General features: G+C 75.0%; 25 protein-coding genes. 12 read left to right on the top strand and 13 right to left on the bottom strand.

Going from position 1 to position 22,710, the window contains the following annotated elements; all coding sequences use genetic code 11:
• The first annotated feature begins 231 nt into the window (after nucleotides 1-231).
• Nucleotides 232-1,197 carry a GGDEF domain-containing protein gene (locus KVT14_RS23465; RefSeq protein ID WP_217615740.1) on the top strand — a complete coding sequence of 322 codons (966 nt, stop codon included), beginning with the start codon at nucleotides 232-234 and terminating at the stop codon, nucleotides 1,195-1,197.
• Nucleotides 1,198-1,226: 29 nt separating this feature from the next.
• Here the strand turns inward: KVT14_RS23465 and KVT14_RS11215 are convergent, their stop codons facing one another.
• The 4 genes from KVT14_RS11215 to KVT14_RS11200 all read right to left on the bottom strand — a co-directional run bounded on the left by KVT14_RS11215 (nucleotide 1,227) and on the right by KVT14_RS11200 (nucleotide 3,821).
• Nucleotides 1,227-2,033: an ABC transporter permease gene (locus tag KVT14_RS11215; RefSeq protein ID WP_147793733.1), complete on the bottom strand. Its 807-nt coding sequence runs from the start codon at nucleotides 2,031-2,033 to the stop codon at nucleotides 1,227-1,229.
• Nucleotides 2,033-3,007: an ATP-binding cassette domain-containing protein gene (locus tag KVT14_RS11210; RefSeq protein WP_217615739.1), complete on the bottom strand. Its 975-nt coding sequence runs from the start codon at nucleotides 3,005-3,007 to the stop codon at nucleotides 2,033-2,035. Before KVT14_RS11210 ends, KVT14_RS11215 begins: the two co-directional genes overlap by 1 nt.
• 95 nt (nucleotides 3,008-3,102) lie before the next feature.
• Nucleotides 3,103-3,342, bottom strand: a complete 240-nt coding sequence (locus KVT14_RS11205; protein WP_147793731.1) for a helix-turn-helix transcriptional regulator — start codon at nucleotides 3,340-3,342, stop codon at nucleotides 3,103-3,105.
• Between the two features lie 287 nt (nucleotides 3,343-3,629).
• Nucleotides 3,630-3,821, bottom strand: coding sequence for a hypothetical protein (locus KVT14_RS11200; protein ID WP_217615738.1), 192 nt, complete (start codon nucleotides 3,819-3,821; stop codon nucleotides 3,630-3,632).
• 78 nt (nucleotides 3,822-3,899) lie between these two features.
• Between KVT14_RS11200 and KVT14_RS11195 the strand changes: the two genes are divergently transcribed.
• Nucleotides 3,900-4,979: a LysR family transcriptional regulator gene (locus tag KVT14_RS11195; protein WP_217615737.1), complete on the top strand. Its 1,080-nt coding sequence runs from the start codon at nucleotides 3,900-3,902 to the stop codon at nucleotides 4,977-4,979.
• 200 nt (nucleotides 4,980-5,179) lie between these two features.
• Here KVT14_RS11195 and KVT14_RS11190 read toward each other — a convergent pair whose 3' ends face one another.
• Nucleotides 5,180-6,157, bottom strand: coding sequence for a DMT family transporter (locus KVT14_RS11190; RefSeq protein WP_217615736.1), 978 nt, complete (start codon nucleotides 6,155-6,157; stop codon nucleotides 5,180-5,182).
• Between the two features lie 271 nt (nucleotides 6,158-6,428).
• Nucleotides 6,429-6,800: a DUF4406 domain-containing protein gene (locus KVT14_RS11185; RefSeq protein WP_217615735.1), complete on the bottom strand. Its 372-nt coding sequence runs from the start codon at nucleotides 6,798-6,800 to the stop codon at nucleotides 6,429-6,431.
• A 78-nt stretch (nucleotides 6,801-6,878) separates the two neighbouring features.
• Between KVT14_RS11185 and KVT14_RS11180 the strand changes: the two genes are divergently transcribed.
• On the top strand, nucleotides 6,879-7,637 hold the full coding sequence (locus KVT14_RS11180) for a DeoR/GlpR family DNA-binding transcription regulator (RefSeq protein WP_217615734.1): 759 nt from the start codon (nucleotides 6,879-6,881) through the stop codon (nucleotides 7,635-7,637).
• A 38-nt stretch (nucleotides 7,638-7,675) separates the two neighbouring features.
• On the opposite strand, the gene KVT14_RS11175 is transcribed toward KVT14_RS11180, so the two are convergent.
• The 3 genes from KVT14_RS11175 to KVT14_RS11165 all read right to left on the bottom strand — a co-directional run bounded on the left by KVT14_RS11175 (nucleotide 7,676) and on the right by KVT14_RS11165 (nucleotide 10,424).
• Nucleotides 7,676-8,602: a COX15/CtaA family protein gene (locus KVT14_RS11175; protein WP_308161032.1), complete on the bottom strand. Its 927-nt coding sequence runs from the start codon at nucleotides 8,600-8,602 to the stop codon at nucleotides 7,676-7,678.
• A gap of 83 nt (nucleotides 8,603-8,685) precedes the next feature.
• Nucleotides 8,686-9,477, bottom strand: coding sequence for an ABC transporter permease (locus tag KVT14_RS11170; RefSeq protein WP_217615733.1), 792 nt, complete (start codon nucleotides 9,475-9,477; stop codon nucleotides 8,686-8,688).
• Nucleotides 9,474-10,424: an ABC transporter ATP-binding protein gene (locus tag KVT14_RS11165; RefSeq protein ID WP_308161031.1), complete on the bottom strand. Its 951-nt coding sequence runs from the start codon at nucleotides 10,422-10,424 to the stop codon at nucleotides 9,474-9,476. The genes KVT14_RS11170 and KVT14_RS11165 overlap by 4 nt, the downstream gene beginning before the upstream one ends.
• Before the next feature lie 187 nt (nucleotides 10,425-10,611).
• Between KVT14_RS11165 and KVT14_RS11160 the strand changes: the two genes are divergently transcribed.
• The 8 genes from KVT14_RS11160 to KVT14_RS11125 all read left to right on the top strand — a co-directional run bounded on the left by KVT14_RS11160 (nucleotide 10,612) and on the right by KVT14_RS11125 (nucleotide 17,702).
• Nucleotides 10,612-11,403 (top strand): metalloregulator ArsR/SmtB family transcription factor, encoded by a 792-nt coding sequence (locus KVT14_RS11160; protein ID WP_217615731.1) that lies wholly within the window; start codon nucleotides 10,612-10,614, stop codon nucleotides 11,401-11,403.
• A gap of 51 nt (nucleotides 11,404-11,454) precedes the next feature.
• A complete protein-coding gene (gene sufB, locus KVT14_RS11155) occupies nucleotides 11,455-12,903 on the top strand; it encodes a Fe-S cluster assembly protein SufB (RefSeq protein WP_217615730.1) in 1,449 nt (482 codons plus the stop codon).
• Nucleotides 12,903-14,246, top strand: coding sequence for a Fe-S cluster assembly protein SufD (sufD, locus tag KVT14_RS11150; RefSeq protein ID WP_217615729.1), 1,344 nt, complete (start codon nucleotides 12,903-12,905; stop codon nucleotides 14,244-14,246). Before sufB ends, sufD begins: the two co-directional genes overlap by 1 nt.
• Entirely contained in the window at nucleotides 14,243-14,575 is a 333-nt protein-coding gene (locus tag KVT14_RS11145; RefSeq protein ID WP_217615728.1) for a non-heme iron oxygenase ferredoxin subunit, read from the top strand. The genes sufD and KVT14_RS11145 overlap by 4 nt, the downstream gene beginning before the upstream one ends.
• Before the next feature lie 20 nt (nucleotides 14,576-14,595).
• Complete coding sequence (gene sufC, locus KVT14_RS11140) at nucleotides 14,596-15,360, top strand: Fe-S cluster assembly ATPase SufC (protein WP_166939649.1); 765 nt, start codon at nucleotides 14,596-14,598, stop codon at nucleotides 15,358-15,360.
• 122 nt (nucleotides 15,361-15,482) lie between these two features.
• Entirely contained in the window at nucleotides 15,483-16,805 is a 1,323-nt protein-coding gene (locus KVT14_RS11135) for a SufS family cysteine desulfurase (protein WP_217615727.1), read from the top strand.
• Nucleotides 16,806-16,848: 43 nt separating this feature from the next.
• The gene (gene sufU / locus KVT14_RS11130; protein ID WP_210417340.1) at nucleotides 16,849-17,349 is read left to right on the top strand and encodes a Fe-S cluster assembly sulfur transfer protein SufU; all 501 of its coding nucleotides are present in this window, start codon (nucleotides 16,849-16,851) and stop codon (nucleotides 17,347-17,349) included.
• A complete protein-coding gene (locus KVT14_RS11125; protein ID WP_147793719.1) occupies nucleotides 17,346-17,702 on the top strand; it encodes a metal-sulfur cluster assembly factor in 357 nt (118 codons plus the stop codon). The genes sufU and KVT14_RS11125 overlap by 4 nt, the downstream gene beginning before the upstream one ends.
• A gap of 113 nt (nucleotides 17,703-17,815) precedes the next feature.
• Here the strand turns inward: KVT14_RS11125 and KVT14_RS11120 are convergent, their stop codons facing one another.
• The 4 genes from KVT14_RS11120 to KVT14_RS11105 all read right to left on the bottom strand — a co-directional run bounded on the left by KVT14_RS11120 (nucleotide 17,816) and on the right by KVT14_RS11105 (nucleotide 20,757).
• On the bottom strand, nucleotides 17,816-18,709 hold the full coding sequence (locus tag KVT14_RS11120; RefSeq protein WP_217615726.1) for a neutral zinc metallopeptidase: 894 nt from the start codon (nucleotides 18,707-18,709) through the stop codon (nucleotides 17,816-17,818).
• Nucleotides 18,710-18,776: 67 nt separating this feature from the next.
• On the bottom strand, nucleotides 18,777-19,379 hold the full coding sequence (locus tag KVT14_RS11115) for an energy-coupling factor transporter transmembrane component T (protein WP_246855123.1): 603 nt from the start codon (nucleotides 19,377-19,379) through the stop codon (nucleotides 18,777-18,779).
• A complete protein-coding gene (locus tag KVT14_RS11110; RefSeq protein ID WP_217615725.1) occupies nucleotides 19,376-20,095 on the bottom strand; it encodes an energy-coupling factor ABC transporter ATP-binding protein in 720 nt (239 codons plus the stop codon). Before KVT14_RS11110 ends, KVT14_RS11115 begins: the two co-directional genes overlap by 4 nt.
• Nucleotides 20,092-20,757, bottom strand: a complete 666-nt coding sequence (locus KVT14_RS11105; protein WP_217615724.1) for a biotin transporter BioY — start codon at nucleotides 20,755-20,757, stop codon at nucleotides 20,092-20,094. The genes KVT14_RS11110 and KVT14_RS11105 overlap by 4 nt, the downstream gene beginning before the upstream one ends.
• Before the next feature lie 330 nt (nucleotides 20,758-21,087).
• Here KVT14_RS11105 and abc-f point away from each other — a divergent pair, with 330 nt between their 5' ends.
• Nucleotides 21,088-22,686 (top strand): ribosomal protection-like ABC-F family protein, encoded by a 1,599-nt coding sequence (abc-f, locus tag KVT14_RS11100; protein ID WP_217615723.1) that lies wholly within the window; start codon nucleotides 21,088-21,090, stop codon nucleotides 22,684-22,686.
• Nucleotides 22,687-22,710: the final 24 nt, after the last annotated feature.

Genomic DNA, 22,710 nt, shown 5'->3' with positions numbered 1-22,710 from the left:
CCTGATCTGATCTGACGCCGACCAGGCTATTCGGCGATTTCTGGGCGAGTCAAGGTTGTGCCGACCAGGTGGACAAAAAGAGGCAAATGGGCAAATAGGGCGTATTTCCTCACGATCTGCACGTCAGCGGGCGCTCGAACACGCCGTGCCCGGCGCGGCGCCCGTTCGCCCGGACGGGTGGTCCGGCCGCCCACCGGTCAGGTGACACCGCCAGCGTCCGATGGGGTGGCCGTGCGCGCGCGGACCCGCCCCCCGAGAGACGGCGCACGCCTGTTCCTCGCGGCCTCGCACACCGCCGGGGCCTTGCTGCTCTGCGCGGTCCTCTGCCTGGTCAGCGCGGTCTGGCCGCCGTCGCGCCTGACCCTGGTCGGTGTCTGGTACGGCGGGTCGGCGGCGCTCGCCCTCCTGGCCGTGGCGCTGCTGCTGCTCCGTGACCGGCCGCGCGCCCCGCTGGCCGCGCTGGTCGCGGCGATCGGGATCGGCGGGGTGCTCGTCGCGAGCTGCCAGACCCTCGCGGGGGTCGTCACGACGAGCCTGGGCCTGGTCGTCGCCGGGCAGGCCGCGGCGCTGCTGGGCGAGCCCCGCACCGTGCGCCGGGTGCTCGGGCTGGTGGTCGTCGTGCTCGGCCTGGCGATGCTCGCGTCGCCCGTGCCGTTCGCGCTGACGACGTGGCTGGTGCTCGCGCTCACCACCGTCGTGATGAGCGGCCTGGTCACGTACCTGCTGCAGCGGCTGCGCCTGCTGGCCACGACCGACGACCTCACCGGCGCCCTGACCCGCGCCGCGTTCGACGAGCGCGCCGCCCTGGTGCTGCACGACGCCGCGCGGCGGGGTCGGCCCGCCGCCGTCGTCTGCCTGGACGTCGACGACTTCAAGGTCGTGAACGACACGCTCGGGCACGCGGCCGGCGACGAGGTGCTGGTGCGGCTCGTGGACGGCTGGCGCGCGGGCCTCGCCGACGACGACCTGATCGGCCGGGTCGGCGGCGACGAGTTCGCGGTGGTGCTCGCCGGCCGGGACGCGGCGGGGGCCGAGGACTGGGTGACGGCCGCCGGGCTGCGGCACGTCGCCGGCGACCCGACCTGGAGCCACGGCGTGGCGCAGGCCGACGGCGACGAGCCCGTGCGGGACGCGCTGGCCCGCGCCGACGAGGCGCTGTACGCGCGCAAGGGACGGCGGGTCGGCGGGTCGGTCTGACGCCCGGTCGGGGCGGCGCCGGGCCGCGGTCAGCGGCTGGTCGACACGCGGTACTGCGCGTTGGCGAGCGGCACGAACACCACCAGGAACAGCGCCGACCAGATGAGCGTGTACACCTCCGGGTGCTGCAGCGGCCACGCCGTCGGCTCGGGCACCCCGGGCGGGATGTTGCCGAACAGCTCCCGCGCCGCCTGGGTCACCGCCGACACCGGGTTCCACTCGGCGAACGTCTGCAGCGGCGCGGGCAGCGTGTCGAGCGGGACGAACGTGTTCGCCACGAACGTCAGCGGGAAGATCACGATGAACGACGCGTTGTTCACCACCTCGGGGCTCGGCACCAGCATCCCGATCCACGCCATGATCCAGCTGATCGCGTAGGCGAACACCAGCAGCAGGCCGAACCCCGCCAGGGCGTCCAGCACGGACGACCGGATGCGCCAGCCGACCACGAGCCCGGTCAGGCCCATCACGATCAGCACGATGACGTTGTTCACGACGTCGGAGAACGTGCGCCCGGTCAGGACCGCCGACGGCGCCATGGGCAGCGACCGGAACCGGTCGAGGATGCCCTTCTTCAGGTCCTCCGCGAGGGCCGCCCCGGTGACGGTCGCGCCGAAGATCACGGTCTGGGCGAAGATCCCCGCGATGAGGAACTCCCGGTACGCCTGCCCGCCGCCCTGCTGGTCGATCGCGCCGCCGAACACGTAGGAGAACAGCAGGACGAACATGATGGGGGACAGCGTGGTGAAGACCAGGAGGTCGGGCACCCGCTTGATCTTGATGATGTTCCGCTTGGCGACCACGGAGGCGTCCGCGATCACGGGTGGCACCGGCATCACGCACCTGCCTTCGGGTCGGGGTTGCCGTCCTGCTCCGCGGTCTTGCCGGTCAGGGCGAGGAACACGTCGTCCAGGGTCGGGCGGCGCAGGCCGACGTCCTCCAGCCGGACCTGGCGCTCGTCGAGCCGCCGCAGCGCCTCGCTGAGCACCTCGGGCCCGCCGGACACCGGCATGACGAACGACCGCCGGCCGTCGTCCACGGTGGGCCGCCCGACGCCGAGCGGGGCGAGCACCTCCTCGACGCCGGCGAGCAGCGCGACGTCCGCGACGGTGAGCTCCAGGCGCTCGCCGCCGACCTGGCGCTTCAGCTGGTCCGCGGTGCCCTGGGCGATGATCCGGCCGTGGTCGATGACGACGATCTCGTCGGCGAGGACGTCGGCCTCCTCCAGGTACTGCGTGGTCAGCAGCAGCGTGGTGCCGCCGGCGACGAGCGTCTGGATGACGTCCCACATCTCGGTCCGGCCGCGCGGGTCCAGACCCGTCGTCGGCTCGTCCAGGAAGATCACCGGCGGGTCGGCGACGAGCGCGCCCGCCAGGTCGAGCCGCCGCCGCATGCCGCCGGAGTAGGTCTTGGCCGGCCGGTCGGCGGCGTCCTCGAGCCGGAACGACGCCAGCAGCTCGCGCGCCCGGTCCCGGGACCGCCGCTTGCCGAGGTGGTAGAGCCGCCCGATCATCTCGAGGTTCTCGTAGCCGGACAGGTACTCGTCCACCGCCGCGTACTGGCCGGACAGGCCGATGCGCCGCCGGACCTCGGCGGGGCGGGCGAGCACGTCGACGCCCGTGACCCGCGCGCTGCCCGCGTCGGGGCGCAGCAGCGTGGACAGGACCCGGACGATGGTGGTCTTGCCGGCCCCGTTGGGGCCGAGCAGACCGAGCACGGTGCCGGACGGCACCGTGAGGTCGACGCCGTCGAGGGCGGTGACGCCCTTGTAGCGCTTGACGAGCCCGCGGGCCTCGATCGCCTGTTCCATGGAGCGAGCGTAGATGTGACCTACGACACACCTGAAGGGGATTGCCCGGCGATCTCGGGCGCGCGGACGCGGGCGCAGGTCAGCGCGTCACGGCGTCAGCGCAGGCCGGCGGCTTCCGCCCACGCCGCCGCCTCGGCGCGCGTCGACGCGCCGATCTTGCGGTAGATCGACCGCACCTGGGTCTTCACGGTGTTCCGCGAGACGAACAGCTTGCGGGCGATGTCCTCGAGAGTCACGTCCTCGGCGAGCTCGGCGAGGACGACGCGCTCCCGGGGGCTGAGGGGCTCGCCGAACAGGTCGGTCACGGCTCGGGGGGCGTCTGCGAGGGCGGTCATGGGGGGCTCCGATGCGACTGGGCGGGTCGCGCTCGCCGGTTGGCTGCAGCGGGCGCTCACCCGTTCATTCGGTACGGAGAACGATCCGGATGGGTAGATGAATCCTCAATCACCCGTCGCGCCGGAGCCGGGGCCGCACGTCCCGTCGGTCCCGGTGCAGGTCACGCCGCGGGCAAGCGGCTTCCGGCCGGCGTGGCAGGTCCACCCGGATGGAGCAACGCCCCCGACGCCCGGAGATGGGCGGCAGGGGCGGTGGGTGAGTGATGCGGCGCTGCGCGGGCCTGGGCTCAGGCCGCGACGGGGACGTCCTGCGCGCGCCCGGCCCGGGCGGCGGGCGCGGTCGGGGCCTGGTGCGTCACGGGCGCGGCGCCGCGGGTCCAGCCGGCGGTGCGGATCTCGACCGCGGTGGTCGCCGCGTACGGCGCGAACGCGCGGCGCAGGGTGGTCGCGAACGGGGTGCGGGTGGAGGTCGTCGACATGGCACCCAGTCTCGTGACGTGCTGCCCATGCGTCTAATGACGCGAGCGCCACCGATCCATGCGCTAGCGTCATGCGACGTGGACGTGCAGGCGATGCGGTGGTTCCAGCAGGTGGCCGACGGTGCGACCGTGACCGAGGTCGCGGACATCGAGCAGGTCAGCCAGCCCGGTGTCTCCCGGGCGCTGGCCCGCCTCGAGCGCGAGGTCGGCGCCCCGCTGCTGCGGCGGTCGGGCCGCCACCTGCGGATGACGCACGCCGGCGCGGTGTTCAAGCGCCACCTCGACGGCGTCCTGCACCAGCTCGACGACGGCCTGGCCGCCGTCGACGCGGCGGTGCAGCCGGACACGGGCACCGTGACCCTCGGGTTCCAGACGACCCTCGGCTCGTGGCTGGTGCCCGAGCTGGTGCGGACGTTCCGCCGGCAGCACCCGCGGGTGCGGTTCGAGCTCACCCAGACGCCCGACCACCTCGCCGACGCGCTGCTCGACTCCGGACGGGTCGACCTGCTCATCTCCACCGTGCCGCCCTCGGGCCCCGCCGTGCACCACCGGGTGCTGCTCACCGAGCCGCTGCGGCTGGCCGTGCCGGCCGGGCACCGGCTCGCCGAGCGCGAGGCGGTGCGGCTGGGGGACGCCGCGGGGGAGCCCTTCCTGCTGCTCCGGCCGCCGTCGACGCTGCGGCGGCAGACCGAGCGGCTGTGCCAGGCGGCGGGGTTCCGGCCGACACCGGCGTTCGAGGGCGAGGACGTGCCCACGCTGCACGGGTTCGTCGCGGCGGGGCTCGGGGTGGCGCTGCTGCCGGCGGGCTCCCCGGCGGGCTCCCCGGCGGCAGCAGGCGGCGCCGGGGGCGCGGGCGGACGTGGTGCGGGTCGCGCCCCGGGCGGTGGTGCGGGCGGTGGTGGCGGGGGTGTCGGCGGCGCTGACGGTGGGGACGGCGGTGTCGACGGCGGGGGCAGCGGTGCGGGTGGTACCGGCGGACACGGGTCGGCCGCCGACGCCGGACCGGTGCGGCACCTGCGCGTCCTCGACGAGGGCGCCACGCGGGACGTGGGGCTCAGCACGTTCGCCGAGGACGCCCTGCCGCCCGCGGCGCGCCTGTTCCTCGACCACGTCCTGTCCCGCGCCCGCACCGGCGCCCTCCCGGCCGCCCACGCCTGACCAGTCCGCCGACGGGGTAGCCGACACGTCGAGGGGGTAGTCGGCGGCTACTCCCTCGACGTGTCGATTGCTCCCTCGCTGCGCACCCGGCCCGCCCGCCGGCGTCGAGTGCCTACCGGACACGTCGAGTGCCTACCCCGTGGATAGGCACTCGACGCGTCGGCTGTGCACTCGCGGAGACCGCGGTCGCCGCGAGGGGGTCAGTCGAGCGGGAGCGGGGCGGGCCTGACCGGTTCCGGCGCCGCGGGGCGAGCTGCCTCGGTCGCCGTGTCCGAGGCTCCGACCGCCTCCCTGGCGCGGACCGCCTCCTGCGCCGACGCCCCGGCGCCGCGGCCCGCGGACCAGACCGCGCCCGCGCCGGCGAGCACGACCAGCGCGATCCCGCCCAGCGCCGCGACCGGCAGCCGGTCGCCGAGCGCGACCGCGCCGACGAGCGCGGCCATCGCCGGGTCGATCGCGAACAGCGTGCCGACCACCCGGGTGCCGGCGAGCCGGGCGGCCTGGAAGTCGAGCGAGAACGCCAGCGCCACCCCGATCAGCCCGGACAGCACCAGAGGGGCGACGTGCCCGCCCTCGAGCGCCGGTGCCTGCGCGACCTGGAACGGCGACAGCAGCAGGGCGCCGACCGCGACCGACAGCGCGAGGTCGCCGAGCCCGCCCGACCCGGAGCCGACGCGGCCTGCGAGCACGGTGTACCCGCCGAAGGCCGCGGCCGCGCCCAGCCCGAGCGCGACGCCGACCGGGTCGAGCCCGCCGGTCGGGGTGCCGACCACCAGGACGACGCCGACGAGCGCGACGAACGGCAGCAACCGCGCCCGGCCGGCGGACGCCACCGCGGCGACCGCCAGCGGGCCGCAGAACTCCAGGGTCACGGCGACGCCGAGCGGGATGCGGTCGAGCGCGGCGTAGAACAGCACGTTCATGGCGGCCATCGCGACGCCGTACAGCGCGATGCCGGCCCACTCCGACCGGCTGCGTCTGCGCAGCGCGGGCCGGGTCAGCAGGAGCAGGACGAGAGCGGCGGCCGTCATGCGGTAGCCGGACACGGCGAGCGTGCCCAGCGAGCCGAAGGCGGACGACGCGAGCGCGGCCGAGATCTGCACGGACGCGGAGCCGACCAGCACGAAGGCGGCGGCGGTGAGGGCGCGCGGGCGCGCGCCGAGGGGGAACGAGAGCATGGGGAGTCCTCAGCGGGACGGCCCACCGGTGCGGCGGGCGGTGGTCGGGGTGCCTGAGCGGCACGCCGACGCGGACGTCGGGCGTGCCGGGGTCAGGCCCCGGGCCCCCGGCGCGGGGCGCAGCCCCGGTTGCTCATCGGATCCATGGCGCGAGCGTACGTCCTGGTCGTGCGCGGTCCGCGCCGTGTCCGCATGGCGGGCGGGCCCGGGTGCGGGGGAGCGCCCGCGCCCGCCCGGGGCCGCGCCGTCCCGCCGCCGTCCCCGCCCCTCGTCAGGCCGCCGCGGCCCGCGGGATCTCGTCGACCGACGTGTACACCGGGATCCCGCGCCGCCGGGCGATCGCCACGTCGTTGTCCGCGCCCGCCGACTCCCCGGGCAGCCGGAGCACGGCGTCGCAGTGGGCGAGCAGCCGCTCGGCGGTCGGGTAGAGCACGTCCTGGGCGCGGGGGTCGGTCGGGCCGTCGGCGCCCATGCTCGCGAGCACCGGGAGTGCGACCCACTCGCCGATCATTGGGACGTGCCCGCGCTCGAAGATCGGCCAGGCGGCCTCCTCGAGGCGGCGGAGGTTGGCGGCCATGGCGGCGGGGTCGCCGCCCGTCCCGGACTGGTAGGGGCCGGCGATGAGGATCAGCTGTGCGGTCATGGTTCCGACCATAACGCGCAGAACCGTGCAACACTAGGCAGTATCGAGAAAGACCGGGCGACTACCGAGGAGAACGCGATGCTGCCGGCACAGCGACGGGACGAGCTGCTGCGCGTGCTGCGCACCGAGGGGCGCGTCGTCGCCAAGGACACCGCCGAGCGGCTCGGCCTGTCGGAGGACACGGTCCGGCGCGATCTGCGGGAGATGGCGGCGGCCGGGCTCTGCCAGCGGGTGTACGGCGGCGCGCTCCCGGTGTCGCCCGCGGTGGCGGACTACGCGGGCCGGCGCACGGTCGCGGTCGAGAACAAGGACCGGGTGGCCCGGCGGGCGGCGGAGCTCGTGCGCCCGGGCTCGACGGCGATCCTCGACGGGGGGACCACGGCGCTCGCCGTCGCCCGCGCGCTGCCCCCCGACCTGCGGGCGACGGTCGTCACGCACAGCCCGACCGTCGCCGCGGCGCTCGCGGAGCACCCGACGGTCGAGGTGCTGGTGCTCGGCGGGCGGCTGTTCAAGCACTCGGTCGTCACGTCGGGCGCGCTGCTCGCCGAGGCGGCCGCCGGCGTGTGGGCCGACGTGTTCCTGCTCGGCGTCACGGGCGTGCACCCGGAGGCGGGGCTGACCACCGGCGACGCCGAGGAGGCCGCGACCAAGCGGGCGCTCGCCCGGCGCGCGGGGGACACCTACGTGCTGGCCAGCGCGGAGAAGATCGGCGCCGCGTCGCCGTTCCGGGTGCTGCCGCTGGACGAGGTCGCCGGGGTGGTCACCGACGTCGACCCGGCGGACCCGGCGGCGCGGGCGCTCGCGGACGCGGGGGTGCCGCTGGTGGCGGCGGGCTGACCGCGGTCTCCGGACGCCCGGCCTGCGGCGCCCGGTGCTCAGGCCCGGGTGCGGAACGTCAGCAGGTACCGCGTGGTCCCCGCCGCGAGCAGCGCAGCGCCGAGCATGTGCAGCATCACGAGCAGGATCGGCAGGTCGGTCGACACCTGGACGTACCCGATGACGCCCTGGAGCGCGACGAGCCCGACCATCACCCACCCGCGGCGGCGCAGCAGGCGCGGCCCGCGCCGGTTCAGCCACAGCAGCACGACGAGCATCCCCGTGAACAGCCACACCGACGCGGCGTGCACGCGGGCCATCAGGTACGGGTCGACGGCGATCCGGTAGCCGACCTCCTCGTCGCCCGAGTGCGGGCCGGCGCCCGTGGTGATGACGCCGAGCGCCAGCACGAGCACGAGCAGCGCGCCGAGCACCGGAGCGAGCCGCCGCGACCACGGCCCGACGACGGGGATCCGCGGACCGTCGCCCTCGCGGCTGCGGTGCACCAGCAGCGTCGACGCCGCGACCAGCGCCATCGACACCATGAAGTGCAGGCTGACCCACGCGGGGTGCAGGTGCAGCAGGACGACGACGCCGCCGATGAGCGCCTGCGCCACGACGCCGGCCAGCGGGGCGAACCCGAGCCACCGGTAGGAGCGGGACCGGTCGCGGTCGAACCAGACGAGGAGCGCGACGGCGACGGCGATGACGCCGAGCACGCCGGTCAGGGTCCGGTTCCCGAACTCGACGTACTGGTGGTACGTCGTCTCGGGGTGGAACGCCGCGGTGAACTGCCCGGGCTCGCACTGCGGCCACGTCGAGCAGCCGAGGCCGGAGCCGGTGAGCCGGACCGCGCCTCCGGTGACGACGATGCCGATCTGCGCCACCAGGTTCGCCACGAGGACGGGGTAGGTCAGGCGCTCCCGCCACGCCGCGAACCGGGAGGGCGCGGGGCTGACGGGGGCGGCGGCGACGTCGGGGCTCACGGCGCCCAGCCTACGGTCCGCCGACCCGCGCTCGTGCCGCGGTGCACGAGGTCTTGATCACGCGCGCGACCCGCGCGCCGGGGTCAGGAGGACCAGCGGAACCAGCGCCGCACCGCCCCGGCGAGCAGCACCGCCCACGCCGCCAGCGCCGCGAGGTGCGCGACCGGGAACGCCCCGTCGACGAGGGACGCGCGCAGCGCCTCGCCCAGCGCGCCGGGCGGCAGCCACTCGGCGACGGAGGCCCACCACCCGGGCAGGTCGGACACCGGCAGGACCAGCCCGCCGACGACGGCCAGCACCACCAGCAGCAGGTTCGCGACCGCCAGCACCGCCTCCGCGCGCAGGGTCCCCGCGAGCAGCAGCGCCAGCGCGGTGAACGCCGCGACCCCGAGCAGCAGCGCGAGCAGGGCGCCGGGCAGGCCGGCGGGGTCGGGTCGCCAGCCGAGGGCGAGCCCCGTCACCGAGACGACGACCACCTGCAGCGCCGCGACCGCGAGCACCGCCAGCGCCTTGCCCGCGAACAGCCCGCCACGCCCGAGCGGCGTCGTGGCCAGCAGCCGCAGCACGCCGTTGCGCCGGTCGAACGCGGTGGCGATGGCCTGCGAGGTCAGCGAGCCCGCCATCACGGCCAGCCCGAGGATCCCCGGGGTGACGACGTCGATCCGCTCGGCGTCGCCGACCCCGATGTCGAGGAACGACCCCCGCCCGAGGGCGATGAGCGCGACCACCGGGATGATCAGCGTGACGAGCAGCTGCTCGCCGTTGCGCAGCACCGCCAGGGTCTCGAACCGGGCCTGGGCGCGGACCCGGCGGCCGGCGGGCGCGGCGCGGTCGGCGCCAGCGGCGCCCGCAGGGGCAGGAGCGGGCGCGGTCATCGCAGGTTCCGTCCGGTCAGGTCGAGGAACACGTCCTCGAGGGTGCGGCGCCCGACGTCCACGCGGGCGAGCAGCACGTCGCGGTCGGCGCACCACGCGGCGAGCGCGGCGACGAGCGCCGGGGTGGCGGGGGAGTCGACGGCGTACGCGCCGGGGCCGGTCTCGGTGACCGCGGCCCGCGCCGCGGCGCCGGTCGGCGTCAGCGCGGCCCCCAGCGCGGCGAGGTCGAGCCCGGGCTCGGCCCGGAACGTCAGCGTCGAGGAGTCGGCCCCGGCGAGCAGCGCCGGCACCGACCCGTGGGCGATGACCCGGCCGTGGTCGACGACGGCGACCTCGTCGGCCAGCGCCTCGGCCTCGTCCATGAGGTGCGTCGTCAGCAGGACCGCCACGCCGTCGGCGCGCAGCTCCTCGACCAGCGACCACACGGCGCGCCGCGCCTGCGGGTCCATCCCGGCCGAGGGCTCGTCGAGGAACACGACGTCCGGCCGTCCTACGACCGCGGTCGCCAGCGCGAGCCGTTGCCGCTGGCCGCCGGACAGCCGGCGCACCGTCGTCCGGGCGAACGGGGTGAGGCCCAGCCGCTCGGCCAGCGCGCCGACGTCGCGCGGCCGGGCGTACATCTCGGCGACGTGGCGCAGCACGCCCAGGGCCGGCACGCCGGTGGGCAGCCCCGCGTCCTGCAGCATGACGCCCACGCGGGGGCGGAGCGCGGCGGCGTCGGCGACGGGGTCGAGCCCGAGCACGCGCACGGAGCCGCCGTCCGGGGTGCGCAGGCCCTCGCAGCACTCCACGGTGGTGGTCTTGCCCGCGCCGTTCGGGCCGAGCACCGCGGTCACCCGACCGGGGGACGCGTGCAGGTCGAGCCCGTCGACGACGGCGCGGCCGTCGTACCGCTTGACGAGCCCGCGCACCTCGACGGCGGGCGGGGAGGAGGACTGGCCGAGCACCCCGCGAGTGTAGGGGGCGCGGCAGCGCCCAGGGTGTGGTGAGGCTGACCTTGCTTGCCAGGACTTATTTCGGCAACAAGGATGTTGCCGATATCGGGAGCCCTCGTCGGGGCTCCGCGGGGCCGGCGCCGCCACGGCGGACCGCCCCGCGATCCAGCCGCGCAGCAGTGAACCGGAGGTGTGTGCCATGAGCGCCAGCACGCCGGGGACCGCCGCGGCGCCGGAGGCCGACTGCGCGACCGAGGCCGCCGCCGCGACGCCCCGCCCCGCGCTCCGACCCGCGGAGCCGCCCCGCCAGGAGCACGAGTCCGAGGCCGAGGCCGGCACCCGCCGCCGGGTGCTCGACCTGATCGCCGCCGACGGCCCCGTGTCCGCGGCCGAGCTGGCCGCCGAGCTCGACCTGACCGCCGCCGCCGTCCGCCGGCACCTCGCGGTGCTGGAGGGCGAGCAGCAGATCGGCGTGCACGACGGCGGCGCCGTCGGGCCCGCGCGCCGCGGCCGCCCCGCCAAGCGGTACGTCGTGACCGCGGCCGGGCAGGCGGCGCTGACCCAGCAGTACTCCGAGCTCGCGTCGCAGGCGCTGCGGTTCGTCGCCGAGATCGGCGGCGCGGACGCGGTGCGCAGCTTCGCCGAGAAGCGGGTCCGCGACCTCGAGGTCCGGCACGCCGACGCGCTGGCGGAGGCGGGCGACGACCCGGTCCGCCGGGCGCAGGTGCTCGCCGACGGCCTCGCGGTCGACGGCTTCGCGGCCACCGCGCGCCCCGTGCCCGGCGGCCACGCCATCCAGCTGTGCCAGGGCCACTGCCCGGTGCAGGACGTCGCGAGCGAGTTCCCCGAGCTCTGCGAGGCGGAGGCGCACGCCTTCTCCCGCATGCTGGGCGTCCACGTGCAGCGGCTCGCGACGCTGGCCCGCGGCGGCCACGTCTGCACCACGAACATCCCGATCGTGCCGGTCCGCCGGCCGACGACGACGGACTGACCGACCCACCCGAGCCCCCCGACCCCCGTGCACCCGCGGAAGGACGATGAGATGACGACGACGGACCCCGGACGCCCGGTAGCGGCCGAGCCGATGAGCCAGGACGAGGCCATCGCCTCGATCGGCAACTACGGCTACGGCTGGCACGACGCCGACGACGCGGGCGCCACGGCGCAGCGCGGCCTGTCGGAGGACGTGGTGCGCAACATCTCGGCGCTCAAGAACGAGCCCGAGTGGATGCTGAAGACCCGCCTCAAGGCGCTGCGCCTGTTCGACAAGAAGCCGATGCCCTGGTGGGGCGCGGACCTGTCGGGCATCGACTTCGACAACATCAAGTACTTCGTCCGGTCGACGGAGAAGCAGGCGACGTCCTGGGAGGAGCTCCCGGAGGACATCAAGAACACCTACGACCGCCTGGGCATCCCGGAGGCCGAGAAGCAGCGCCTCGTCGCCGGCGTCGCCGCGCAGTACGAGTCCGAGGTCGTCTACCACCAGATCCGCGAGGACCTGGAGGCGCAGGGCGTCATCTTCGTCGACACCGACACCGGTCTGCGGGACTACCCGGAGCTGTTCGAGCAGTACTTCGGCTCGGTCATCCCGCCGGGCGACAACAAGTTCGCGTCGCTGAACACCGCCGTGTGGTCGGGCGGCTCGTTCGTCTACGTGCCGCCGGGCGTGCACGTCGAGATCCCGCTGCAGGCCTACTTCCGGATCAACACCGAGAACATGGGCCAGTTCGAGCGGACGCTGATCATCGCGGACGAGGGCTCGTACGTGCACTACGTCGAGGGCTGCACCGCGCCGATCTACCAGTCGGACTCGCTGCACTCCGCGGTCGTCGAGATCATCGTGAAGAAGAACGCCCGCGTGCGGTACACGACGATCCAGAACTGGTCGAACAACGTCTACAACCTCGTGACCAAGCGGGCGACCGCGGCCGAGGGCGCGACGATGGAGTGGGTCGACGGCAACATCGGCTCCAAGGTCACCATGAAGTACCCGGCGATCTACCTGCTGGGCGAGCACGCCCGCGGCGAGACGCTGTCCATCGCCTTCGCGGGCGAGGGCCAGCACCAGGACGCCGGCTGCAAGATGGTGCACGCCGCGCCGCACACCTCGTCGTCGATCGTGTCGAAGTCGGTGGCCCGCGGCGGCGGCCGGACCTCGTACCGCGGCCTGGTCCAGGTGCTGGAGGGCGCGAGCCACTCCGCCAGCAACGTCCTGTGCGACGCCCTGCTCGTCGACCAGATCTCGCGCTCGGACACCTACCCGTACGTCGACGTCCGCGAGGACGACGTGTCGATGGGTCACGAGGCGACGGTGTCCCGCGTGAGCGAGGACCAGCTGTTCTACCTGATGTCCCGCGGCATGACCGAGACCGAGGCCATGGCGATGATCGTGCGCGGGTTCGTCGAGCCCATCGCGCGCGAGCTGCCCATGGAGTACGCCCTCGAGCTGAACCGCCTGATCGAGCTGCAGATGGAAGGGGCCGTCGGCTGATGTCGACCACCACACCCGAGACCCCCGGTCTCTCCACCGACCACTCCCGCGCGACGGCCGACGAGGCGCACAGCCACGGCGTCGGCACCGTCCCCGAGTCGTCCCGCGCGGCCCGTGCCACCTCGTTCGAGGTCGCGGACTTCCCGGTGCCGAACGGGCGCGAGGAGGAGTGGCGGTTCTCGCCGGTCGACCGGCTCGCCCCGCTGTTCGCCCCCGAGTCGGGCCGGCTCACGGGCCACGGCGTCCTCACCACGGTCGTGAACGCGCCCGAGGTCGAGGTCGAGATCGTGGACCGCGACGACGCCCGCCTGGGTCTCGCCGGGAAGCCCGGCGACCGCGCCGCGGCCGTCGCGTGGGCCTCGTTCCCGCGTGCCACCGTCGTGACCGTGCCGCAGGAGGCCGTTGCGTCGACGGTGACCTCGGTGCGGGTGGAGGGTGTCGAGGGCCAGCTGGAGCCCACCGGGAGCCACCTGCTCGTGCACGCCAAGCCGATGTCCCAGGCGACGGTCGTCATCGACCACGTCGGGTCCGCGCTGCTCACCGAGACCGTCGAGGTCGTGGCGGAGGACGGCGCGCACCTGACCGTCGTCTCCGTGCAGGACTGGGCCGAGGGTGCCGTGCACAACGCGGCGCACCGGGTGCGGCTCGGCCGCGACGCGACCGTCAAGCACATCGTGGTCACGCTGGGCGGCGACGTCGTGCGGCTCACCCCGGACGCCGAGTTCGTCGGCGAGGGCGGCTCGGTCGAGATGCTCGGCGTGTACTTCGCCGACGCCGGCCAGCACCAGGAGCAGCGGCTGTTCGTCGACCACGCGGTCCCGAACTGCAAGAGCCGCGTGACCTACAAGGGCGCGCTGCAGGGCGAGGGCGCGCACACCGTGTGGGTCGGCGACGTGCTGATCCGCAAGGAGGCCGAGGGCACCGACACCTACGAGCTCAACCGCAACCTGGTCCTCACGGACGGCGCGCGCGCGGACTCGGTGCCGAACCTCGAGATCGAGACGGGCCTCATCGAGGGCGCGGGCCACGCCAGCGCCACGGGCCGGTTCGACGACGAGCAGCTGTTCTACCTGCGCTCGCGCGGCATCCCGGAGACGGACGCCCGCCGCCTGGTCGTGCGCGGCTTCTTCGCCGAGCTGATCCACCAGATCGGCGTGCCCGAGGTCGAGGAGCGGCTCATCACCGCGATCGAGGCCGAGCTGGCGCAGTCGATGACGGAGTTCCAGGGCGCGGCGGCCGTGTCCGGCGGCGACCTGGCCTCCGACGTCACCGACGAGACCGACGCCGAGCGCGCGATCCTGAACGAGCCCGCCTCCGTCGCCTCCGCGGACGAGCCCGCATGACCGCGCAGCTCGCCTGCATGACCTCCGACGTCCCCGAGGCCGGCACCTTCCGTGTCGAGCTCGAGGGGCCGTCGGGCCCCGTCGAGGTCGCGGTCGTCCGCGACGAGGACGGCGCGCTGCACGCCATCAGCGACATCTGCTCGCACGGCGCGGTCTCGCTGTCCGACGGCGAGGTCGAGGGCTGCACCGTGGAGTGCTGGCTGCACGGGTCGCGGTTCGACCTGCGCACCGGCGAGCCGCTGGGCCCCCCGGCCGTCCGCCCCGTCCCCGTCTACCCCCTGACCGTCGACGGCGAGCGCGTGCTCGTCGACGTCGACGGCGATGCCTGAGCCTTCCGAGGAGAACCCGCATGCCCACCCTGGAGATCCGCGACCTGCACGTCAGCGTCGAGACGAAGGAGGGTCCGAAGCCGATCCTCCGCGGCGTCGACCTGACCATCAACAGCGGCGAGACGCACGCCATCATGGGCCCGAACGGCTCCGGCAAGTCCACGCTGGCCTACTCGCTCGCCGGGCACCCGAAGTACACGATCACCTCGGGCACCGTCACGCTCGACGGCGAGGACATCGTCGCGATGTCGGCCGACGAGCGCGCCCGCGCCGGCCTGTTCCTCGCCATGCAGTACCCGGTCGAGGTCCCCGGCGTCTCGGTGTCGAACTTCCTGCGCACCGCCAAGACCGCGATCGACGGCGAGGCGCCCGCGCTCCGCACCTGGATCAAGGACGTCGACGGCGCCATGGAGCGCCTGCGCATGGACTCCTCGTTCGCCGAGCGCTCGGTCAACGAGGGCTTCTCCGGCGGTGAGAAGAAGCGCCACGAGATCCTGCAGATGGAGCTCCTGAAGCCCCAGTTCGCGATCCTCGACGAGACCGACTCCGGCCTCGACGTCGACGCGCTGCGCATCGTCTCCGAGGGCGTGAACCGCGCCAAGGAGTCGACCGACGTGGGCGTCCTGCTCATCACGCACTACACGCGCATCCTGCGGTACATCCAGCCGGACTTCGTGCACGTGTTCGTCGACGGCCGGATCGCCGAGGAGGGCGGGCCTGAGCTCGCCGAGCGCCTCGAGAACGAGGGCTACGACCGGTTCCTGACCTCGGGCGCCTCCGCCTGACGGTCCCGCACCACCCGCGAGGCACCCGGGGCGGCGGCCGCACCGCCGCCGCCCCCGGGGCCCCGCACCCCCGGAGGGCGACCGGGCAGCACGCCACGACGGACGACGACGAGGACACCGAGATGACCGACACGCTGGACCGGGCCGCGCAGGACGGGCAGGGGCGGACGCTGGACGCCGCCGAGCTGGCCGCCGTGCGCGCGGACTTCCCCCTGCTGCAGCGGACCGTCCGCGACGGCCGGCCGCTGGTCTACCTCGACTCCGGCGCGACCTCGCAGAAGCCCGAGGTCGTCCTCGACGCCGAGCAGGACTTCTACACGCAGCGGAACGCCGCCGTGCACCGCGGCGCGCACCAGCTCGCCGAGGAGGCCACCGAGGCGTTCGAGACCGCCCGGCACGAGGTCGCCTCGTTCGTGGGCGTGCAGGACGACGAGATCGTCTGGACCTCCAACGCCACCGCGGGGCTCAACCTGGTGGCGTACGCGATGTCGAACGCGACGCTCGGTCGCGGGGGAGCGGCGGCGCAGCGGTTCGCGCTGGCGCCCGGCGACGAGATCGTCGTCACCGAGGCCGAGCACCACGCGAACCTCGTGCCGTGGCAGGAGCTCGCGGCCCGCACCGGCGCCACGCTGCGCTGGCTCGGCGTCGACGACGACGGCCGCGTCCGGGCGGACGAGCTCGGCACCGTCGTGACCGACCGGACGAAGGTGCTCGCGTTCACGCACGCCTCGAACGTCACCGGCGCCGTCACCGACGTCGCGCCGTTCGTGGCCCGGGCCCGCGAGGTCGGCGCGCTGACGGTGCTCGACGCCTGCCAGAGCGTGCCGCACCTGCCGGTCGACCTGGCCGCGCTGGGCGTCGACTTCGCCGCGTTCTCCGGGCACAAGATGCTCGGCCCCACCGGCGTCGGCGCGCTGTACGGCCGCCGCGAGCTGCTCGAGGCCATGCCGCCCGTCACGACCGGCGGCTCGATGGTCGAGGTCGTCACGATGGAGCAGACCACCTACGCGCCGCCGCCGCGCCGGTTCGAGGCCGGGACCCAGATGGTGTCCCAGGCCGTCGGCATGGGCGCCGCCGCGACGTACCTCGCCGAGCTCGGCATGGACGCGGTCGCCGCGCACGAGCGGCACCTCGCCGGGCTGCTGCTCGACGCGGTGGCCTCGGTCCCCGGCGTGCGGGTCATCGGCCCCACCGAGAACGTGGATCGGCTCGCGACGGTGTCGTTCGTCGTCGACGGCGTGCACGCGCACGACGTGGGTCAGGTCCTCGACGACCGCGGCGTGGCCGTGCGGGTCGGGCACCACTGCGCGCAGCCGCTGCACCGCCGGTTCGGCGTGGCCGCGACCGCGCGCGCGTCGGCGGCCGTCTACACGACGGACGAGGAGATCGCGGTGTTCCGGGAAGCACTGGCGGGGGTCCGGACGTTCTTCGGACTGTCCGACTGATACTGGGACGACGAGCCACCCGAGGAAGCGAGAGCCGCACCGCATGAGCACCGGCATGGAGCAGCTGTACCAGCAGCTGATCCTCGACCACGCCAAGCACCCCGCCCACCGCGGGGCGCAGGAGGCGTACGACGTCGAGGTCCACCACGTGAACCCCACCTGCGGGGACGAGGTGACGCTGCGCGTGCGCCTGGACGCCGACGCGTCGGGCGCGCCGGTCATCGGCGAGCTCACCTGGACCGGGCAGGGCTGCTCGATCTCGCAGGCCTCCGCCTCGGTGATGTCGCAGGCCGTCGCCGGCGGGTCGGTCGAGCACGCGCTCGCGCTGTCCGACGACTTCCGCGAGCTCATGGACTCCCGCGGCGTGCTGCCCGAGAAGTTCGAGGGCGACGGCCTCGCCGAGGAGATGGAGGACGCCGTCGCGTTCGTCGGCGTCGCCCGGTACCCCGCCCGCATCAAGTGCGCCCTGCTCGGCTGGGCGGCCATGAAGGACGCGGTGGCGCAGGCCTCCGTGACGACCACGAACCCCGAGGAGGGGCGATGAGCGACACCACGGTGTCCCCGCAGCAGGACGGCGCCGCGCCGGCGCCCGTGAACGCCGCCGACGTCGAGGAGGCGCTGCGCGACGTCATCGACCCCGAGCTCGGCGTCAACGTCGTCGACCTCGGCCTGGTCTACGGCATCGCGATCGAGCAGGGCCGCAACGTCGTCATCGACATGACGCTCACCTCGGCGGCGTGCCCGCTGACGGACGTCATCGAGGACCAGGCGGGCACCTCGCTGGAGGGCCTGGTCGACTCGGTGCGGATCAACTGGGTCTGGATGCCGCCGTGGGGCCCGGAGAAGATCACGGACGACGGCCGCGCGATGATGCGGGCGCTGGGCTTCAACATCTGAGCCTGCGGACTCGCCCGCTCGGGACGCCGAGAGAGGACCTCCGCGCCGAGGTAGGACCGTGAACGGCCCTACCGCGCGCGGGAGGACCTCTCTCGGCGTTCGTGCGTCCGGGGTCAGAGCGAGGCGGCCGCGAAGGTGTCGCAGGAGGCGACCGTGCCGTCGCGGTAGCCGGTCATGAACCAGCGCTGGCGCTGCTCGCTGGAGCCGTGCGTCCAGGTGTCGGGGTTCACCCCGCCCGCCGACTGCTGCTGGATGTGGTCGTCGCCGACGGCCGCCGCGGCGGACACAGCGTCGGCGAGCTGCGCCTCGGTGATCGGCTCCAGGAACGTCACGCCGGTGTCCGGGTCGACCGTCGTTGCGGCGTCGCCGGCCCAGAGGCCCGCGTAGCAGTCGGCCTGGAGCTCGACGCGGACCGAGTCGGAGTCGTCGCCGGTCCCGGACCGGTCCGCGCTGTCGAAGATCCCCGTGAGTTGCTGGATGTGGTGCCCGTACTCGTGCGCCACGACGTACATCTCGGCGAGTGGGCCGCCCTGCGCGCCGTACTGCGAGGCGAGCAGGTCGTAGAACGACAGGTCGAGGTAGATCGTCCGGTCCGGCGGGCAGTAGAACGGCCCCGTCGACGCCGAGGCGCTGCCGCAGCCGGTCTCGGTGGCGTCCTGGAAGGACACCACGGCGGGCTCGACGTCCGGGTCCTGCGCGAGCTCGGGCAGCGTGCGCTGCCAGTAGGTGTCGAGCGACTGGACCGTCGCCGAGAGCCGGCACTCGCGCTCGGCGTTGGCCTGCTCGGCCGTGCAGTCCCCGATCTCGGAGACCTGCTCCTGCGAGCCTGCGCCCGTCCCGCCGTCGCCGGACAGCAGCTGCGCCGGGTTGCCGCCGAGCAGTGTCACGACCACCACGAGCACCAGCGTGCCGAGGCCGCCGCCCACCGCGATGCCCCGCCCGCGGCCCCCGCCGCGGCGGGACTGCACACGCCCGCCCTCGAACCGGCCGCCGTCCTGGAACGTCATGCCGGGGACGGTAGCCCGGGGCGCGGCGGTCCGCCCGGCGAGCGCGACGCAGGGTCGCGCGGGGCTGTCAGTCGACGATGCCGCGCGCGGCCAGCGCCTCGCCCAGGTCCCGCGCGCGGCCGACGACCCGCAGCACCGCCGGGGTGAGCCACACCCGCGGGTCGCGCTCGACCCCGCGGGCGCGCGCCGCGTCCCGGACCTCGTGCACGGTGCGGGCGATCTCGGGCACCGACCGGAGCACGAGCGCGACCGCGAGGGCGACCAGGTCGGGCGGGACGCCGACCCGGCGCAGCGGCCGGGCGGCGCGCGCGAGGGCGTCGAGGAGCCGGTCGGCGGGGGTGGTGGCGGTGACCACCGCGGCGCCGAGGACCAGGGTCAGCAGGTCGGCGACCACCTCGACGGCCGGCCCGGGCCCGCGGGCCCACGCCTGGTACGCGCCGGCGAGCAGCGCCGTCACGAGCACCGGGAGCAGCCCGCGGAGCGTGGGGCGCGGGGGGAGCGCGGCGACGGCGGCGGCCGCGACCGCCACCCCGAGAAGCACGAGCGCCGCCGGCACGCCCCGGGTCGCCACGACGGCGACGCCGAGCAGCGCCAGCGCCGCGAGCTTGGCCCCGACCGGCGCCCGGTCCAGCGGGGTGCGGGCGGTGCGGTGCGCGCCGAGCAGCGTCACGCGGGCTCGACCGCCATCAGCGCGCGGTACGCGTCGAGGGCGGGCCCGGGCGCGCCGTCGTGCACCACGCGGCCGTCGTCGACGACCAGCACCCGGTCGGCCCGCGCCGCCGCGTCGAGGTCGTGCGTCACCTGGACCACCTGCTGGGGGAGGTCGGCGAGCAGGCCGTCGACGACGCGGCGCCAGCGCAGGTCGAGCAGCGTGGTGGGCTCGTCGCAGACCAGCACCGCGGGCACGGTGGCGAGCACCGCGGCCAGCGCGAGCAGCTGCCGCTGGCCGCCGGACAGCGCCCGGACCGGCAGGTCGGCGCGGGAGGCCAGGCCCACGCGGTCCAGCGCCTCCCGGGCGCGGGCGTCGCGCTCGCGGCCGGGGACCCCGAGCCGGCGGAGCGAGAGCGCGACGTCCTCGACGGGCGTCGGCATCACGACCTGCGCGTCGGGGTCGGTGAACAGGAAGCCGACCCGGCGGCGCACCGCGGCGCCGTCGCGCGCGGTGTCGAGGCCGTCGACCCGCACCGAGCCTGCCGACGGCAGCGTCAGGCCGTTCAGCAGCCGGGCGAGCGTCGACTTGCCCGAGCCGTTCGCGCCGACGACGGCGACCCGACGCTCCGTGAGCGTCGCCGTGACCGGGCCCAGCAGGGTGACGACCCGCTCGGCCCCGCGGCGTGCCTCGCCCGGGGCGTACGCCGTGACGACCGCGCCGTCGAGCTCGATCACCGGCCGCGCAGCAGGTCCGGGAAGGCGCGGAGCACGGCCGCGGCGACCACGGCGGCGAGCGCGTTCTTGATCAGGTCGCCCGGCAGGAACACGGCGCCGGCGGCGACCGCCTCGGACGCGGACAGGCCCAGCCGCCAGCCCATGACCGCGATGCCGAGCGGGTGGATCACCAGCAGCGAGCCGGCGGTCGCGGCGCCGAGCAGCGCGGGGACGCGCCACCGGCCGGGCGCGCGGCGCGCCAGCAGCCCGAACCCGCCGGCGATCGCCGCGGCCGCGGGGAACGCGAGCAGGTAGCCGGCCGACGGCGACGCCAGCACGCCGAGCCCGCCGGTCGCGCCGGACAGCACCGGGACGCCCGCCAGGCCGACGGCCACGTACAGCAGCAGCGCGAGGGCGCCGCGGCGCGGGCCCAGCACCAGGCCGGTGAGCGCGACGCCGAAGGTCTGCAGGGTGATCGGCACGGCCCCACCGGTGGGGATGGCGGGCAGCACGGCGCACACCGCGACGAACGCGGCGAACGTGGCGATCAGCGCGACGTCGGTGGCGACCGAGGTGCGTGCCACGGGGGCCGGGGCGGCCGCGGCGACGGACGCGACGGGCGCGGGGCCGGCGTGCGCGGCGGCGTCGGCCGCGGGGACGGCCTCGGGGCGGTGCTCGGACATCGGACCTCGCGGGGGTGCGGTCGGCTGGGGCGGCGCCGTCCGCGGAGGGCCGGTCGCCGCGAGCCACGCTAGTGCGGCGCGCGCGGCCGGGGTCGTGCGGGGGTGTCCAACGCTGCCGCGCGGCGCCTGTCGGGTTCCGCACCCCGGGGCGGGCGGGCACGCACGGGCTCGCGGGCCGGCGGCGGCGCGCGACGTGGGGGAGCCCACGGAATTCCGGTCGGGTCCGGGGCGCTGGGACTCGTAGGATGGGCGGCGTTTGTGCCGGCCCGCGACGGGGCGCGCGGCATCGACCGCGGGCGTGCACGGCGAGAGGGAGCAGGGACAACCGAAGTGATCACCGTTCAGGGCGTCGAGCTGCGCGTGGGTGCCCGCGTGCTGCTGTCCGAGGCGACCTTCCGGGTGGCGCCCGGCGACCGGATCGGCCTCGTGGGCCGCAACGGCGCCGGCAAGACCACGCTGACCAAGACGCTGGCGGGGGAGACCCAGCCGACCGGCGGGCAGATCTCCCGCAGCGGCGACATCGGCTACCTCCCGCAGGACCCGCGGTCGGGCGAGCTGTCCGACCTCGCGATGTCCCGGGTGCTGTCGGCGCGCGGCCTGGACCGGATCATCGAGCAGATGCGCGAGACCGAGGGTTTGATGGCGTCCACGGACGACGCGGTGCGCGAGGCCGCCATGGAGCGGTACCCGAAGCTCGAGGCCCGGTTCACGGCCGGCGGCGGGTACGCCGCCGAGAGCGAGGCGCACCGGATCACCGCGAACCTCGGCCTCGACGACCGCGTCCTCGGCCAGCCCCTCAGCACCCTGTCCGGCGGCCAGCGCCGCCGCGTCGAGCTCGCGCGCATCCTGTTCTCCGGCAACGACACGCTGCTGCTCGACGAGCCGACGAACCACCTCGACGCGGACTCGATCGCCTGGCTGCGCGACTACCTCAAGACCTACCCGGGCGGCTTCGTGGTCATCAGCCACGACGTCGAGCTGCTGCGCGCCACCGTCAACAAGGTGTTCCACCTGGACGCCAACCGCGGCGAGCTCGACCAGTACAACCTCGGCTGGGACGCCTACGTGCTGCAGCGCGAGACGGACGAGAAGCGCCGCCGCCGCGAGCGGGCGAACGCGGAGAAGAAGGCCGGCGCGCTGCTCGCGCAGGCCGACAAGATGCGCGCGAAGGCCACCAAGGCGGTCGCCGCGCAGAACATGGCCCGCCGCGCCGAGCGGATGCTGTCCGGCCTCGACGAGGTCCGGGCGTCCGACAAGGTCGCGAAGCTGCGGTTCCCCGAGCCCGCCCCGTGCGGGCGCACCCCGCTGACGGCGTCCGACCTGTCGAAGTCGTACGGCTCGCAGGAGGTGTTCGCCGGCGTCGACCTGGCGATCGACCGGGGCTCGCGCGTCGTCGTGCTCGGGCTCAACGGCGCCGGCAAGACCACGCTGCTGCGGATGCTCGCGGGGCTGCAGGAGTCGGACACCGGCGAGGTGAGGCCGGGGCACGGCCTCAAGCTCGGGTACTACGCCCAGGAGCACGAGACGCTCGACATGGACCGCACGGTCGTCGAGAACCTGCGCTCGTCGGCGCCCGACCTCACCGACACCCAGGTGCGGTCGGTGCTGGGCTCGTTCCTGTTCTCGGGCGACGACGCCGACAAGCCCGCGAAGGTGCTGTCCGGCGGCGAGAAGACCCGGCTGGCGCTCGCGGCGCTGGTCGTGTCGGCGGCGAACGTGCTGCTGCTCGACGAGCCGACCAACAACCTCGACCCGGCCAGCCGTGAGGAGATCCTGGCGGCGCTGCGGGGGTACACCGGCGCGGTCGTGCTGGTGAGCCACGACGAGGGGGCCGTCGAGGCGCTGAACCCGGAGCGGGTCGTGCTGCTGCCCGACGGCGACGAGGACCTGTGGAACCCGTCCTACCTGGACCTGGTCACCCTGGCCTGACGCCCCGTCCTGGCTCGAGTGGAG

Source organism: Cellulomonas sp. GbtcB1 (genome assembly GCF_019091725.1).
In the GTDB taxonomy this organism is placed as follows: domain Bacteria; phylum Actinomycetota; class Actinomycetes; order Actinomycetales; family Cellulomonadaceae; genus Cellulomonas.
This window is presented reverse-complemented; position numbering and strand designations above follow the sequence as displayed.

What these genes read in the sequence shown, in the direction of transcription:
- KVT14_RS11215 (WP_147793733.1), bottom strand. Translation starts at nt 2,033, where the DNA reads ATGCCGGTGCCACCCGTGATCGCGGACGCCTCCGTGGTCGCCAAGCGG.
- KVT14_RS11210 (WP_217615739.1), bottom strand. Translation starts at nt 3,007, where the DNA reads ATGGAACAGGCGATCGAGGCCCGCGGGCTCGTCAAGCGCTACAAGGGC.
- KVT14_RS11205 (WP_147793731.1), bottom strand. Translation starts at nt 3,342, where the DNA reads ATGACCGCCCTCGCAGACGCCCCCCGAGCCGTGACCGACCTGTTCGGC.
- KVT14_RS11200 (WP_217615738.1), bottom strand. Translation starts at nt 3,821, where the DNA reads ATGTCGACGACCTCCACCCGCACCCCGTTCGCGACCACCCTGCGCCGC.
- KVT14_RS11190 (WP_217615736.1), bottom strand. Translation starts at nt 6,157, where the DNA reads ATGCTCTCGTTCCCCCTCGGCGCGCGCCCGCGCGCCCTCACCGCCGCC.
- KVT14_RS11185 (WP_217615735.1), bottom strand. Translation starts at nt 6,800, where the DNA reads ATGACCGCACAGCTGATCCTCATCGCCGGCCCCTACCAGTCCGGGACG.
- KVT14_RS11180 (WP_217615734.1), top strand. Translation starts at nt 6,879, where the DNA reads ATGCTGCCGGCACAGCGACGGGACGAGCTGCTGCGCGTGCTGCGCACC.
- KVT14_RS11170 (WP_217615733.1), bottom strand. Translation starts at nt 9,477, where the DNA reads ATGACCGCGCCCGCTCCTGCCCCTGCGGGCGCCGCTGGCGCCGACCGC.
- KVT14_RS11160 (WP_217615731.1), top strand. Translation starts at nt 10,612, where the DNA reads ATGAGCGCCAGCACGCCGGGGACCGCCGCGGCGCCGGAGGCCGACTGC.
- sufB (WP_217615730.1), top strand. Translation starts at nt 11,455, where the DNA reads ATGACGACGACGGACCCCGGACGCCCGGTAGCGGCCGAGCCGATGAGC.
- sufD (WP_217615729.1), top strand. Translation starts at nt 12,903, where the DNA reads ATGTCGACCACCACACCCGAGACCCCCGGTCTCTCCACCGACCACTCC.
- KVT14_RS11145 (WP_217615728.1), top strand. Translation starts at nt 14,243, where the DNA reads ATGACCGCGCAGCTCGCCTGCATGACCTCCGACGTCCCCGAGGCCGGC.
- sufC (WP_166939649.1), top strand. Translation starts at nt 14,596, where the DNA reads ATGCCCACCCTGGAGATCCGCGACCTGCACGTCAGCGTCGAGACGAAG.
- KVT14_RS11135 (WP_217615727.1), top strand. Translation starts at nt 15,483, where the DNA reads ATGACCGACACGCTGGACCGGGCCGCGCAGGACGGGCAGGGGCGGACG.
- sufU (WP_210417340.1), top strand. Translation starts at nt 16,849, where the DNA reads ATGAGCACCGGCATGGAGCAGCTGTACCAGCAGCTGATCCTCGACCAC.
- KVT14_RS11125 (WP_147793719.1), top strand. Translation starts at nt 17,346, where the DNA reads ATGAGCGACACCACGGTGTCCCCGCAGCAGGACGGCGCCGCGCCGGCG.
- KVT14_RS11120 (WP_217615726.1), bottom strand. Translation starts at nt 18,709, where the DNA reads ATGACGTTCCAGGACGGCGGCCGGTTCGAGGGCGGGCGTGTGCAGTCC.
- KVT14_RS11105 (WP_217615724.1), bottom strand. Translation starts at nt 20,757, where the DNA reads ATGTCCGAGCACCGCCCCGAGGCCGTCCCCGCGGCCGACGCCGCCGCG.